The organism is Erythrobacter sp. HA7-11 (assembly GCF_055693605.1).
Window position 1 is genome coordinate 1668851 of sequence record NZ_JBVFUF010000002.1, and the last position, 13224, is coordinate 1682074.

Below are 13224 nucleotides of genomic sequence, written 5' to 3' on the forward strand. Positions count from 1 at the left end.
AATGAAAGAACCGACCAATCGAAACTGGTGGATGTATGCGTTTTTCTTGGCGCTCTTCGCCTGCGAGTTGATGCGCGAGCTTTATGTTGTCGCTCAGTCAGAAGAGCCACAACTGCTTACCACCAAGATAGTGACGCAAGTTAATGGCGACGCATTTGCGCAAGGACGCTGGCGTCGAACCGATGGAGGAGATCGCTTAGTACCAAACATGGTCAGCATCGAATGCTTCGAGAACCAAGGCACTTGCCGCGTAACTGACACTTTACTTGCTGATGGCAATGTTATGCATCCAAACACCGCGGTCTATGAGGCCGTATTTGCCAGCGCTCGGGTATCTTATTCGCATGCGACAGGGTGTGTTATCTATGATGTAACGATCGACACTGCAGCACAGCACGCGACCCAAGTTCGACGCCTCAGGCCGACGAAGGAGCAAGATGAGTTATCCGACTGCAATTTGCTCGACGACCGAATGGAAATGGTGCTCACGGACGGATGGGACGCCAACTACGGAGACAATGACTTTCCCGAGGGCTTCTATCCCATACTTCGAGCCATTGTCTGGCTTATCGACTAAACCGCCGTCACCCCACCCGCCCCTCAATCGCGTCCCAGATCATACCGGCGGTATCCGTCCCGTTGAACTTGTCGATCGCGACGATACCGGTTGGCGAGGTTACGTTGATCTCGGTCAGATATTTCCCGCCGATCACGTCGATACCGACAAACGTAAGGCCGAGGCGCTTCAGCTCAGGTCCCATCGCGTCGCAGATTTCCTTCTCGCGCTCGGTCAATTCGGTTGCCTCTGCACTGCCGCCCATGGCCAGGTTTGAGCGAAACTCTCCCTCGCCCGGTATCCGGTTGATCGCGCCAGCGACCTCGCCATCGACCAGCACGATCCGCTTGTCGCCCTCTGCCACTTCGGGAAGGAAGGGCTGAACCATATGCGGCTCGGGCCAGGTCTGGTTGAACACTTCGAACAGGGCGGTGAGATTGTCGCCGCTCTCAGGCACACGGAAAATCGCCTTGCCGCCATTGCCGTGGATCGGCTTCACCACCACCGCGCCATGCTCGGCCATAAAGCGCTTCACTTCATCGGGTGAGCGCGTGACGAGCGTCGGCGGCATAAAGCGGCGGTAATTGAGCACCATCACTTTTTCCGGCGCGTTGCGGACATTTGCGGGGTCGTTGACCACCAATGTCTCGTTCTGAATGCGCTCGAGCAAGTGCGTTGCGGTGATATAGCCCATGTGGAACGGCGGATCCTGCCGCATCAGGATGACGTCGATATCCTTGCCAAGATCAAGGCGCTGCGCCTCGCCTCTGCTGAAATGATCGCCCTCAACCCGCTGCACCGTCACAGGTGAGCACTCCGCATAAAGCCGATCATCCGCGTCGAGCGTCAGGCTCTCGACATGATATTCGTAGACCTGATGCCCGCGCTCTTGCGCGCTCAGCATCAGCGCAAAGCTGGAGTCCCCAGCAATGTTGATATCTTCGATGGGGTCCATCTGGACCGCGACTCGCAAGCTCATTCACTATTCCTCGTAGGTCGCCTCATGGCATCCATGCGTTGGTGATGTGGCGAGGCTTGCTGCCGGGTGCAAGCAGGATCACATCAATCCGCATATCATCGCCATCAATTACATAGTCATGCGCGACGCATTCGACTGCTGCTGCAACACGCCCTAAGCGCCGTTCGTCAATCGCCAGATCAAGATCGCTGCGTTTCTTTCGCCACTTCACTTCGATGAAGGCGACTAGCGCTCCTTTGCGCGCAATTAGATCAATCTCGCCGAGCGGTGTTTTGATCCGCTCCGCCAGCATCTGCCAACCTTGCGCCGCGAGCCATTGCGCCGCCTGAGCCTCGGCATCGCGTCCCTTTTGGTCGGCAATGACGCGTTTGGGATCGCTCATCGTCTGAGTTCCACCGCGCGAGTGTAGAGCTCTTTGCGGTCGAGTCCGGTGGCTTTGGCGACATGCCCGGCGGCTTTGCTGGGGCTCATCTCAGTGAGTGCCGCGCGCAGCAATTCGTCCGGATCGCCTGTATTTGCTTGCTCGGGAGGCGGCCCCACCATCAGCACAATCTCGCCCTTCGGCGGGTGGTTAGTGTAGTGTTCGACGAGTTCCTGAGCGCTACCGGTGCGGCATTCCTCGTGCAGCTTGGTCAGCTCTCGCCCGACGGCGACCTCTCTGGCGCCAAGTTCCGCCGCAATTGCAGTCAGGCTTTTCACCAGCCTCGGCCCCGTTTCGTAGAAGACCAATGTCGCCTTTGTGTCGCCAAGCTCCTGCAAGACCTCGACGCGCGCTTTCTCCTTTACCGGCAAGAACCCCGCGAACAGGAAACGATCATTAGGCAGGCCGGAGAGCGTGAGGCCCGTCACAGCAGCACATGCGCCAGGAATGCTGGTGATCGCAATTTGAGCCTCTCGCGCTTCGTGTACCAGGCGATATCCTGGATCGGAAATCAGCGGCGTGCCGGCATCGCTCACCAAGGCTACTGCGCCCTCTCGCGCGGTCGCCAGCAATGCCTCCCTCGCTGTCTCGCTCGCATGGTCATCATAGCGCCGCATCGGCTTGGAAATGCCCAGATGCGAAAGTAATTTGCCGGTCACTCGCGTATCCTCGCACGCAACCACATCACAGCGTTGCAAAATATCGACAGCACGAAGCGTTATATCGCCGAGATTGCCAATCGGCGTTGCGACGATATACAAACCCTGTTCAAGAGGATCAGGCAAAGGTTTCGGGGTGTTCGTGTCGGTCACGCGCTCTCTTTGGAACAGCCATCAGGGGTCGGCAAGTATGAAGCGCAATTGGTTTTCTCGTCGCAATTTGGTGATTGCGAGTGTCGCTGTTGTTTTAAGCGGCTGTCAGGTCATTCCCAAGACCGGCCCAACGACTACTCCAACAGATGTTGAGCCAGATCCGGAACCGAGCGCGACTGCTCTGCCAACGGACGCAACGCGTCACCGCATTGCATTGCTGGTCCCCATGTCCGGCAGCACCGGCGCGGTCGGCCAATCGCTCGCCAATGCCACAACCATGGCGCTGCTCGACACCAATGCGAGCAACTTGCGGATCACCACCTATGATACGGCGCGCGGCGCCGGCGCTGCTGCACGCCAGGCGGTTGCCGATGGCAACAAGCTAATCCTCGGCCCATTGCTCGCAGAGAATGTCTCGGCCGTGCAAGCTGCCGCTCGGCCAGCGGGCGTCACCGCTATCTCATTCTCCAACGACACCAGTGTCGCCAGCCCGGATGTGTTCGTGATGGGGCACATTCCGGAACAATCCATTCGCCGTAGCGTGCTCTATGCCCGCGAGAGAGGCGCTCGCAACTTCGCCGCGCTCGTGCCTAATGGCAATTATGGCGAGCGAGCGATTAGCGCGCTGAACAACACTTTGCGCGAATTTGGCGGGACGCTCGCAGCTCGCGAGACCTATGCACGCGGGAACACCTCAATTGTCAGTGCGGCGCAAAGATTGCGCGCGGTCGGTGGTTACGACAGCGTCCTGATCGCCGACGGTGCGCGCTTGGCTGTTCGGGCAGCGGGCGAGTTGAAAAACGGCGGTTCAAACACCCGTATCCTCGGAACCGAGTTGTGGAGCGGCGAGTCCGCGCTGGTCCGAAACAGCGAGCTGCAAGGCGCGCTCTATTCCGCGGTTTCCGACAGCCGGTTCAAGCGTTTTTCAGACAGTTACGAGGGCCGCTTTGGCTCGAAGCCCTACCGCATCTCGACCATCGGCTATGATTCGGTCTTGCTCACATTGCGGGTCGCGCGCGATTGGCGCATCGGCAGCGATTTCCCGAAACGGCGACTGCGCGCTGACGATGGCTTCCTTGGCCTCGACGGGCCGTTCCGCTTCATGGCAAATGGCGTGATCGAGCGTGCGATGGAAGTCCGCGAAGTGCGCGCCAATTCGGTCACAATCGTGGATGCAGCGCCAAACCGTTTCGGCGACTGAGCAAAACGCGCTTTCCCCTGCTTGTTAGTGCCTGTGATCGCAGCGTATAGCTGCGGACATGGCAGATGATTTGTTTGAAGGAACGCCGGCTTCTAGCGGCGACTATGATTCCTCCTCTATCGAGGTGCTCGAAGGCTTGGAGCCGGTGCGCCGCCGGCCCGGCATGTATATCGGCGGCACGGACGACCGCGCGCTGCATCACCTCGCTGCCGAAGTTCTCGACAACGCTATGGACGAAGCGGTCGCTGGCCATGCAAGCCGGATCGAAGTTCGCCTAGAAGAAGGCAATCGGTTGAGCATCAGCGACAACGAGCCGCGGCATTCCGGTAGACGAACATCCCAAGTTTCCTGGCAAATCGACCCTCGAAGTGATCCTTTCGACATTGCACTCGGGCGGCAAATTCTCCGGCAAAGCCTATGCGACCAGCGGCGGTCTGCATGGTGTTGGCGTCAGCGTGGTCAACGCACTGTCGTCACACACGCGGGTGGAGGTCGCGCGCGACAAGAAACTGTTCGCGCAGGAATTCAGCAAAGGTCAGACGCTCGGTCCCATCGAAGAGATCGGAGCAGCGCCCAATCGCCGGGGCACACAGGTCACCTTTACACCCGACGACGAGATTTTCGGCGACCGCCAGTTCAAGCCGCATCGGCTGTTCAAATTGGCGCGATCGAAAGCATACCTATTTGCAGGCGTTGAAATCCGCTGGAAATGCGTAGACAGCCTCGCATCTGAAGAGGTCCCCGCCGAAGCGACCTTCAAATTCCCCGGCGGCCTTGCCGATCATTTGGCCGAGCAAATCGGCGGGCGCGAATGCGTGACGGCAGAGGCCTTCACTGGCAATCAGGATTTCCCGGACGAGCAAGGCCGCGTCGAATGGGCGATCGCCTGGCCGCTCTACTCTGATAGCTCTACCAGCTGGTATTGTAACACCGTGCCAACGCCCGATGGCGGTACGCACGAACAGGGCGTGCGCGCAGCGCTTACCAAGGGGCTTCGCGCCTTTGGCGATCTCACTGGCACAAAGAAGGCAAAGGACATCAGCGCCGACGATGTGATGACCGGCGGCGAGGTGATGCTCAGCGTCTTCATCCGCGACCCGCAATTCCAGTCTCAGACAAAAGACCGGCTGACCTCGCCCGAAGCGGCGCGGCTGGTCGAGAATGCGGTGCGCGATCACTTCGACCACTTCCTCACCGACAATATGGAGCGCGGCAAGGCGCTGCTTGGCCAGGTGATGGAGCGCATGGAAGAGCGCCTGCGCCGCAAGCAAGAGCGCGAGATCAAGCGCAAGACCGCGACAAGTGCGAAGAAGCTACGGCTGCCCGGCAAGCTCACCGATTGCTCGGGCGAAGGCGACGGCGAGACTGAGCTTTTCATCGTTGAGGGCGACTCAGCGGGCGGCAGCGCGAAACAGGCGCGCAACCGCAAGACACAGGCCATTCTGCCGATCCGCGGCAAAATCCTGAACGTGGCCTCAGCCACCGCAGATAAGATCCGCGCCAATCAGGAAATCGCCGACCTCGCACTCGCGCTAGGATGCGGGACGCGCAAGGACTGCGATGCGGAAAACCTGCGCTATGACCGCGTCATCATCATGACTGACGCCGACGTCGATGGCGCGCATATTGCTACGCTGCTTATGACATTCTTCTTCCAGGAGATGTCGGACATCGTGCGCAAAGGCCACCTCTTCCTCGCCCAGCCGCCGCTCTACAAGCTGACAGCTGGCAAAGAGAGCCGCTATGCGCGCGATGATGCGCATCGTGCCGAACTCGAAGAGACGGTGTTCAAGGGCAAGAAGGTCGAAGTTGGCCGGTTTAAAGGCCTTGGCGAGATGAACCCGCACCAGCTGCGCGAAACGACGATGGACCCGGACACGCGCAGCCTGATCCGCATCACCCTACCTCAAGAATTTGAGGATCGGGCGAGCGTAACACGCCTCGTTGATGAGCTGATGGGCCGCAACCCGGAACACCGGTTCAACTTCATTCAGAACCACGCCAGCGACGTTGATCGCGATCTGATTGATGCCTGACGACAAGCCCGACCGGCCAGATCCGAACGAAGAAGACATCATGGCGGGCGACCGTCGGCTTTCGCGGCCCGATAGCCGCATGCCCGATTGGTATATTCCCGATGCGAGCTATCGCCCGATCCCGATAGCCTGGTTCACCGCGGCAGTGCTAATTCAATCTGTCGCGATGTTCGCGATCTACATGGTGCTCAGCAACAAGAACGGTTGGCTGACAATCGCCGCAACCGGTCTTGCATCGCTTGCGATCTATTTCTGGTCGATGGATCGCGGCTTGAAATCAGCTGGAAATGGCTGGAAGATTGCGCTCGCCGTCGTGCTCACTCTCCAGTTTCTGCTCGTCGCAAACGGAGCCAGCCCAAGGCTCTAGCCCGCATTCGACGTATGGATATGCAGGTGCCCTTCCAGCGTCTTGTGAACCGGGCACTTGTCCGCAATCTCGATGATTTTGGCGCGCTGCTCATCGGTTAGCTCGTCGCCCATTACTTCGATTGTGCGATGGAGCGCCTGCACCTCCATGCCTTCTTCCTCGAACGCGGCGTGACCGCAATCTTCGGCATGGTTGCGTTCGTGGGTTACGTGAACGCGGTAGCCGTCGACCGGCCAACCCTTGCGGTCGGCATACATTTTCATCGTCATGGCGGTGCACGTCCCGAGCGCGCCAAGCAATAGGTCGTAAGGCGTCGGGCCGGTGTCATCTCCGCCATAGCTGCGCGGCTCATCGGCTATGAAACGATGCGAAACAGTGTGGACTTCGGTTCCGAATTTCCCGTGCCCAGTTTTGACGACCACTCCATCTTCCGGCATCGGCCAATCATCGCGCATCGGCAGATAGCGTTTGGCCCAGACCGCAATCGTCTCCGCCGCAAACGCAGCATCCGCGTTATCGGTCAATAGATGATCTGCACCGGCCAGACTGACGAAGCTTTTCGGGTGATAGGCAGCTTGGAAAAGCGCGCTTGCGTGTTCAACGCCGACAATAGTGTCAGTCGGCGAATGGAGCGCCAGATAAGGCAGGCGGAGCTCCGACACCAGATCGAGCAAATTGATCGCTTCAGTCCGTTCGAGAAACTCGCGGCTTACCGAGAAGCTCTGCCCGCCAATGGTGACTGGCCCTTCGCCTTCCGCCCGGATTGCATCGTGATCACCTTTGATGATGTGCAGCACGTGCGGAACATCTGACGGCGCACCAATTGTCGCCACAGCCGCTACATTCTCCGCGCCAAGTTCATGCGCCGCAGCGAGAACGGCTGCGCCGCCGAGGCTATGTCCAACCAATAGCAAAAGTGCATCGAAGCGATCTCGCAGCGCGCCCGCCGCATCGACCAGGTCGGCAATATCGGTGGCAAAGCCAGCTCGTCCGAAATCGCCTTCGCTCCCGCCAAGTCCCGTAAAATCGAACCTCAGGGTAGCAATGCCCTGTCCTGCCAAAGCACGGGCGACACTAATCGCAGCGCGACTTTGCTTGGTGCAGGTGAAGCAATGCGCAAAAATCGCTGCGCCTCGCACGAGGCCCGTGGGCATTTCCAGCGCGCCATCAAGCGCATGGCCGGCTGTCGTTTTGATCGAGATCGTCTCGGTTGGCATGGCGCGTCCTCCTATTGCGGCAATATCATGTTATTTGGTCGAAATGCGGGTTCGGTTACGTTTGTCCTGAAACAATCGGGATACGACATCGAGTTCGTGCCTGCCAGCCCGGCACGAGTGGCGCCAAGTTCCGTTGCGTCACCCTTGCCTCTTCGCCGCACGCCGCTTAACGCTTCGGCCAACTCAGTTTTTATTCGAGATCGACAGGATTACGCATGACCGACCAGAAGCGTTTTGAGGGCACCAGCAACTACATCGCCACCGATGACCTGAAGGTCGCCGTTGACGCCGCCGTGACATTACGCCGCCCGCTCTTGGTCAAGGGTGAGCCAGGAACAGGCAAGACTGTCCTTGCTCACGAAATTTCCAAAGCAATCGGTGCGCCGCTGATCGAATGGAACGTGAAGTCCACCACCAAGGCGCAGCAAGGTCTGTATGAATATGACGCGGTGGCGCGTTTGCGCGATGGCCAGCTCGGCGAAGAGCGCGTTCACGATATTCGTAACTACATCAAGAAGGGCAAACTTTGGGAAGCGTTCACCAGCGAGCAGCTACCCGTCCTTCTGATCGATGAGATCGACAAGGCTGACATCGAGTTTCCGAACGACCTCTTGCAGGAACTCGATCGGATGAGCTTCGACGTCTACGAAACGCAGGAGCGGATCGAGGCGAAAGAACGCCCGATAGTCGTCATCACGTCGAACAACGAGAAGGAATTGCCTGACGCATTCCTGCGCCGCTGCTTCTTCCACTACATCAAGTTTCCAGACCGCGAGACAATGCAGTCGATCATCGATGTACACTATCCCGGCATCCAGAAAGCGCTCGTCAGCAAGGCGATGGACATCTTCTACGAGCTGCGCGAAGTGCCGGGCCTTAAGAAAAAGCCATCCACCAGCGAACTGCTCGATTGGCTCAAGCTGCTTCTCAACGAAGACATGCCGCTTGAGACCTTGCAGGATGCCAATCCGAACAATGCCATCCCGCCGCTCCACGGCGCACTGCTCAAGAACGAGCAGGATGTGATGATGTTCGAACGCCTCGCCTTTATGGCACGGCGCAACCCGACCTGATCAGCGGGCGGCGTTACAGCGAGTAGGCAAGCTCGAAATCACCCCAGCGCTTTCCGTTAATGTAGAGCGGAATGTAAACATTCCGAACCACCACGTACTGCTCGCCGTCGCCTTCCTGACGGTAAACCGCCATCATGTACGGAGCGGTGCTGCCCTTGGCTTTCTGGTCAATCGGATCGAGGATGATCCGGCCATGGCGGCAAAATGCCGTATCATGTACGATATCGCCAGTCGGTTCACGCGACCTTTCGGAAAGGTGAGTGGGAAGGAAACCATTGGTATCTGTGCATGCAGCAGCCACAATCCTCGGATCACCCTCTTTCGCGCGATCAAGAAACGGGCGCCAATTCTCGTGCGCCCAACTGCTTAGCGCAGTCTTGAAACGTTCGGGATTGCTGCCCGGTATCGACTGATATTCGCGGTCGAACAGTGCGGCCTCCGAAATCTCGCCTTTGGCAATGGCACTTTCAGTGTGCTGCACTACCTCTTTGAGGAATTCTTGCGCGCGCGAAACCATCTCGCTGTCTTCGGGGCACAGACCTGCTTGCACGATCTTGTCGAACATCTCGCTCGCGGTCAGTTCAAGCGACATCATTCGCTTATGGGCGTCCTGTAGTTGGCCCTCGTTTTCGAGAGCAGCCGCGTCGAAGGTCTCAAGAACATTTTGCACCGACGTCACATGATCGCTGATCGTGCCAGTCGACCGTGCGATGACATCGTTCTGCTTATCAACTTCCTCAACGAGCTCGCCCACGGTCGAGATTGTATTTTCGATCCGGGTGACGGACTCTTTCGCACTGGCGCTCGCGGTCGAGCCTGTTTCGATCTTCTCGATCACCGAGGCGGCCTCTTCGCCGAGATTGTCGATCGTCTTGGATATCTCTTCGGTCGCCTTGCGGGTATCGTTGGCAAGACTTTTCACCTCGCTCGCAACGACGGCAAACGTGCGACCTGCCTCACCAGCACGCATCGCCTCAATTGTCGCGTTCAGTGCCAGAATGTTGGTCGTTTCCGCGATCTGATCAATGTCTTCCGCGCTGCGCCGAACCTGATCCATCGCCGCAGCAAATCCCGTCACGTGCTGCCCCAGCGTATCAACCAGTTCGAGAAGTGAGTTAATCTGGCTCAAGGATGAATTGATAAGCGCCGTGCCCTCGCCCAGACGCTCAATCGCTCGCTCTGACAGTAGCCGCGCTTCATCGCTCGCCTCGGCAACCTTGGCTTGATCTGCCTCAAGCGCGCTCACCGTGCCGCGCAGCGTATCATGCTCTTCGCGTAAAGCTTCGGAGGAGCGAATGACCTCCGCAACGATTCCTGCAACGTCCGTACATTGCAGCGTTACGGAGCTGCAGCTCTCTGGGATCATTTCGAGTGCGGTCGCACCCTGCTTATCAATTTCAAACGGCTTCATGCCTGGCGACGCCCCTGTGTTTTGTTGTTCTCAGGCCGTAACCAGCGATGGTTAGCGAAGACTTAAGATCCCCCTGCATTTGAGATCGAACGCAGCGGTTTTTGCGTATGTGGATTGCAACCTAACACTAGCGCTTCGCACCCGAGCGAGCTAAACCCCGCGCATGTTTTTCAATTTTGTCGATGAATTGCGCGAGGCCGGTATCGGTGCCTCATTTAAAGAGCACCTCACTCTTCTGGAGGCGCTCGACAAGGACGTAATCGAGCAGACGCCCGAAGCGTTTTACTATCTGAGCCGCGCGACCTTCGTAAAAGACGAAGGCATGCTGGACCGGTTCGACCAGGTCTTCAACAAGGTATTCAAAGGCATTCTGTCCGATTACGGCCAAAATCCGGTCGATATCCCCGAGGACTGGCTAAAAGCAGTCGCGGAGAAATTCCTGACGCCCGAAGAGATGGAAAAGATCGAATCCCTTGGCGATTGGGACGAGATTATGGACACACTCAAGAAACGCCTTGAAGAGCAGGAAAAGCGTCACGAAGGCGGTAATAAGTGGATCGGCACCGGCGGCACCTCACCGTTTGGCCATTCTGGCTATAACCCCGAAGGCGTGCGGATCGGCGGCGAGAGCAAGCACAAGCGCGCGATCAAGGTCTGGGAAAAGCGCGAGTTTCAAAACCTCGACAACACCAGAGAATTGGGCACGCGCAATATCAAGATGGCGCTGCGACGCTTGCGCCGTTTTGCGCGCGAGGGGAGCCCCGACGAGCTAGATCTCGATGCGACGATTGAAGGCACGGCAAAACAGGGCTGGCTCGACATTCAAATGCGGCCCGAGCGTCACAATGCGGTGAAGCTATTGCTGTTCCTTGATGTCGGCGGATCGATGGACCCGTTCATCAAGCTGTGCGAGGAATTGTTCAGTGCGGCTTCTTCAGAGTTCAAAAACCTTGAGTTCTTCTACTTCCACAATTGCCTCTACGAGGGGGTGTGGAAGGACAATAAACGCCGCTGGCAGGAACGCACCAAGACTTGGGACATCCTCCACAAATATGGCCATGATTACAAAGTTATATTCGTGGGCGATGCGGCGATGAGTCCCTACGAAATCACCCATCCGGGCGGCTCGGTTGAACACATGAATGAAGAAGCTGGCGCGATGTGGATGCAGCGCGTCACCAACACCTACCCCGCGACCGTTTGGCTCAATCCGGTCCCGGAAAAGCAGTGGGGCTATTCGCAGTCGACCAAGATGCTGAAGCAATTGGTTAATGACAGAATGTATCCGCTGACTTTGGAAGGGTTGGAAGACGCTACGCGCGAGCTAAGCCGAAAGCAGGGGCATTGATGACGATCCCAGCTTGACTGATCTTCAGTCTTCCGGATCCAAAACGGTAACGAGCCTTAATATGTAGCCCCGGTCGGCATATTCGTTGCCCGCCGTGACTTCTTCGCAGACAAACGGCGTGGTCGGGAAGTAGCCCATGATATAGCTGTCCCCTTCTCGATCGAGCGCCATGTATTCTTCCCAACAATGGCTCGGGACGAATTCGAAATTGAGGATGGCTCGAAAGGCGTCTTTGGACTGCTTGCCAAGTATCCTCGACCCGTGTGAATTATGATATTTCGCAAACTGTCTTGGAACGTTTGCGAACCGCTCAGTCAGCGCCTCTGGCTCGGTCTTAACCAGAGCACAGATAATCGAACCATCGACTTGAAATCTACATTCGATTTCCACACGACCTTCCAGATCATCGGGCTGGTCATAGCCAAAACGAAACGCTTCATTGAGTTCGACTGGGTTGTATTGCCAAACATACTTTTGGATCGACTGGGAATAGCCATCACGCGGCTGAATGAATGGAATGATTATCTCTGCGATTTTCAGGTTCACCACCTCTTTCGCGAAGGAGTTGTATGCGCCTAATTTCCAATTGGGCGATGTCCCCCACACACCGAAAGCCTTGACGATTTTCCAGCTCTCAGCAGTATTAGGGGAGAGTTCTTCAAGCGCCTCGCACCGCCTCAGAACCGGCGAAAATCGTGGGTGATGCTGGCATTCGACTTTTATCTCGGTTGCCGGCAACCGTCTCGGGCGTTGGACCCCAAACTCGTAGTAAAAGTCTGAAGTTGTGGCCTCAATGGTGGCAATACCTTCAGCAATCGTATCTTCAACAGTTGCCCGATCTGGCGCGGGCAAGTCCTGCGCTTGTACGGTTATCGGTGCGCTACAGAGAGCGCTTAGAAAAATCGCTTTCGTGGGGAAATGTCGCGTCATAAAGCGCTGTTCCTGAACAATTTATCCGGCGCACTTGTCAAGTACAAGAGATGAACTCTCACTGACTGCACCCAGGCTGCCTCGTCATTTGACGCCAGCGCGTCAAGGTCGCTTGGCCGTGAGCCAACTTCATACTTCAGCTGGGAAGCTAGTACAGAATCCACAGCCGCAAACAGCGCATTCAGCTGCTTTTTTTCGATTTCTTCGAGTTCTGGTCGCCAAACGTCAAAGATAAGTACGATGCGGTCTTTGTCAGCGCTATTCCAAGCCTCGTGCTCGACGCTGTCATCAAAAACCACGAGCTCACCTTCAACCCACTGGTGCCGCGAATTGCCGACACGCAGTATTCCCTTTCCCGGTACGATCAGAGGCAAATGGCAGATATACCGCACGTTGATCATGCCCGTGTGCGGGGGAATCCCTTCACCGGCGGCAAGGCGAGAAAACATCGGCGTAGGCGCGCGGTTGGTGATGCGGCAAAGTGGGACCTGCTCTAGGGCCGCATGCGTTGCCGAGCATTGCACTGTGCGATCTGATGAAAAGCGTCCCTTTTCTGCAAGCTCAAAGCTGGACCACACCGCATTCTCCAGCATGCCATGAGCGTCGCCTTGTGGCCGATCTTCAGCCTTCTTCATGTAGGCTGAAAAATTTTCGTCATCATCGAGGATCTGTTCCGCTTCGTTACGGATCGCGTCGGTTTGCGCTTCCAAAGCTTCGGCCCACGCGAAATTTTCGCGGGGCACGAATTCGTTATGCTCCATGCCCACGTAGTAGAATGTCATCGGCATCTGCGGAAATGCGTGCTGCTCGGGTGGGCGTTCGATCTGACCCACCATCATTGCGAGAGACTTGGCGAACCTTGGATGCCAGTCT

The 13224-nt window shown here is 57.3% G+C and carries 12 protein-coding genes and 1 pseudogene; 6 read left to right on the top strand and 7 right to left on the bottom strand.

Annotation, left to right across the window (positions count from 1 at the left end; genetic code table 11):
* Window position 1: 1 nt before the first annotated feature.
* Window positions 2-577: a hypothetical protein gene (locus ACZ1GU_RS08615; RefSeq protein WP_472647605.1), complete on the top strand. Its 576-nt coding sequence runs from the start codon at window positions 2-4 to the stop codon at window positions 575-577.
* A gap of 7 nt (window positions 578-584) precedes the next feature.
* Here the strand turns inward: ACZ1GU_RS08615 and gshB are convergent, their stop codons facing one another.
* From gshB to rsmI, 3 genes are read right to left on the bottom strand one after another with little or no spacing between them, the layout of a single operon-like run.
* Window positions 585-1535 carry a glutathione synthase gene (gene gshB / locus ACZ1GU_RS08620; RefSeq protein ID WP_472647607.1) on the bottom strand — a complete coding sequence of 317 codons (951 nt, stop codon included), beginning with the start codon at window positions 1533-1535 and terminating at the stop codon, window positions 585-587.
* A gap of 22 nt (window positions 1536-1557) precedes the next feature.
* The gene (locus ACZ1GU_RS08625) at window positions 1558-1917 is read right to left on the bottom strand and encodes a YraN family protein (RefSeq protein WP_472647608.1); all 360 of its coding nucleotides are present in this window, start codon (window positions 1915-1917) and stop codon (window positions 1558-1560) included.
* Window positions 1914-2768: a 16S rRNA (cytidine(1402)-2'-O)-methyltransferase gene (gene rsmI, locus ACZ1GU_RS08630; RefSeq protein WP_472647609.1), complete on the bottom strand. Its 855-nt coding sequence runs from the start codon at window positions 2766-2768 to the stop codon at window positions 1914-1916. Before rsmI ends, ACZ1GU_RS08625 begins: the two co-directional genes overlap by 4 nt.
* A 37-nt stretch (window positions 2769-2805) precedes the next feature.
* On the opposite strand from rsmI, the gene ACZ1GU_RS08635 reads away from it, so the two are divergent.
* The 3 genes and pseudogenes from ACZ1GU_RS08635 to ACZ1GU_RS08645 all read left to right on the top strand — a co-directional run bounded on the left by ACZ1GU_RS08635 (window position 2806) and on the right by ACZ1GU_RS08645 (window position 6372).
* Complete coding sequence (locus ACZ1GU_RS08635) at window positions 2806-3969, top strand: penicillin-binding protein activator (protein WP_472647610.1); 1164 nt, start codon at window positions 2806-2808, stop codon at window positions 3967-3969.
* A 58-nt stretch (window positions 3970-4027) separates the two neighbouring features.
* A pseudogene (parE, locus tag ACZ1GU_RS08640) lies at window positions 4028-6005 on the top strand (DNA topoisomerase IV subunit B).
* On the top strand, window positions 5998-6372 hold the full coding sequence (locus ACZ1GU_RS08645) for a hypothetical protein (protein WP_472647611.1): 375 nt from the start codon (window positions 5998-6000) through the stop codon (window positions 6370-6372). Before parE ends, ACZ1GU_RS08645 begins: the two are co-directional and overlap by 8 nt.
* Here the strand turns inward: ACZ1GU_RS08645 and ACZ1GU_RS08650 are convergent.
* Complete coding sequence (locus ACZ1GU_RS08650; protein WP_472647612.1) at window positions 6369-7589, bottom strand: bifunctional alpha/beta hydrolase/OsmC family protein; 1221 nt, start codon at window positions 7587-7589, stop codon at window positions 6369-6371. The two genes, ACZ1GU_RS08645 and ACZ1GU_RS08650, sit on opposite strands and share 4 nt — an antisense overlap.
* Before the next feature lie 215 nt (window positions 7590-7804).
* Between ACZ1GU_RS08650 and ACZ1GU_RS08655 the strand changes: the two genes are divergently transcribed.
* The gene (locus ACZ1GU_RS08655; RefSeq protein ID WP_472647613.1) at window positions 7805-8662 is read left to right on the top strand and encodes an AAA family ATPase; all 858 of its coding nucleotides are present in this window, start codon (window positions 7805-7807) and stop codon (window positions 8660-8662) included.
* 13 nt (window positions 8663-8675) lie between these two features.
* Here the strand turns inward: ACZ1GU_RS08655 and ACZ1GU_RS08660 are convergent, their stop codons facing one another.
* On the bottom strand, window positions 8676-10073 hold the full coding sequence (locus tag ACZ1GU_RS08660; RefSeq protein ID WP_472647614.1) for a methyl-accepting chemotaxis protein: 1398 nt from the start codon (window positions 10071-10073) through the stop codon (window positions 8676-8678).
* Between the two features lie 163 nt (window positions 10074-10236).
* Here ACZ1GU_RS08660 and ACZ1GU_RS08665 point away from each other — a divergent pair, with 163 nt between their 5' ends.
* Entirely contained in the window at window positions 10237-11421 is a 1185-nt protein-coding gene (locus ACZ1GU_RS08665) for a vWA domain-containing protein (RefSeq protein WP_472647615.1), read from the top strand.
* Between the two features lie 24 nt (window positions 11422-11445).
* Here the strand turns inward: ACZ1GU_RS08665 and ACZ1GU_RS08670 are convergent, their stop codons facing one another.
* Both ACZ1GU_RS08670 and ACZ1GU_RS08675 read right to left on the bottom strand, forming a co-directional pair.
* Window positions 11446-12351, bottom strand: coding sequence for a hypothetical protein (locus ACZ1GU_RS08670; RefSeq protein ID WP_472647616.1), 906 nt, complete (start codon window positions 12349-12351; stop codon window positions 11446-11448).
* Window positions 12348-13184, bottom strand: coding sequence for an aspartyl/asparaginyl beta-hydroxylase domain-containing protein (locus tag ACZ1GU_RS08675; RefSeq protein WP_472647617.1), 837 nt, complete (start codon window positions 13182-13184; stop codon window positions 12348-12350). The genes ACZ1GU_RS08670 and ACZ1GU_RS08675 overlap by 4 nt, the downstream gene beginning before the upstream one ends.
* Window positions 13185-13224 lie beyond the last annotated feature (40 nt).

Bases quoted from the DNA above. Each gene is read 5' to 3' on its own strand.
- ACZ1GU_RS08615 (WP_472647605.1), top strand. From the start codon at position 2: ATGAAAGAACCGACCAATCGAAACTGGTGGATGTATGCGTTTTTCTTG.
- gshB (WP_472647607.1), bottom strand. From the start codon at position 1,535: ATGAGCTTGCGAGTCGCGGTCCAGATGGACCCCATCGAAGATATCAAC.
- ACZ1GU_RS08625 (WP_472647608.1), bottom strand. From the start codon at position 1,917: ATGAGCGATCCCAAACGCGTCATTGCCGACCAAAAGGGACGCGATGCC.
- ACZ1GU_RS08635 (WP_472647610.1), top strand. From the start codon at position 2,806: ATGAAGCGCAATTGGTTTTCTCGTCGCAATTTGGTGATTGCGAGTGTC.
- ACZ1GU_RS08645 (WP_472647611.1), top strand. From the start codon at position 5,998: ATGCCTGACGACAAGCCCGACCGGCCAGATCCGAACGAAGAAGACATC.
- ACZ1GU_RS08650 (WP_472647612.1), bottom strand. From the start codon at position 7,589: ATGCCAACCGAGACGATCTCGATCAAAACGACAGCCGGCCATGCGCTT.
- ACZ1GU_RS08655 (WP_472647613.1), top strand. From the start codon at position 7,805: ATGACCGACCAGAAGCGTTTTGAGGGCACCAGCAACTACATCGCCACC.
- ACZ1GU_RS08660 (WP_472647614.1), bottom strand. From the start codon at position 10,073: ATGAAGCCGTTTGAAATTGATAAGCAGGGTGCGACCGCACTCGAAATG.
- ACZ1GU_RS08665 (WP_472647615.1), top strand. From the start codon at position 10,237: ATGTTTTTCAATTTTGTCGATGAATTGCGCGAGGCCGGTATCGGTGCC.
- ACZ1GU_RS08670 (WP_472647616.1), bottom strand. From the start codon at position 12,351: ATGACGCGACATTTCCCCACGAAAGCGATTTTTCTAAGCGCTCTCTGT.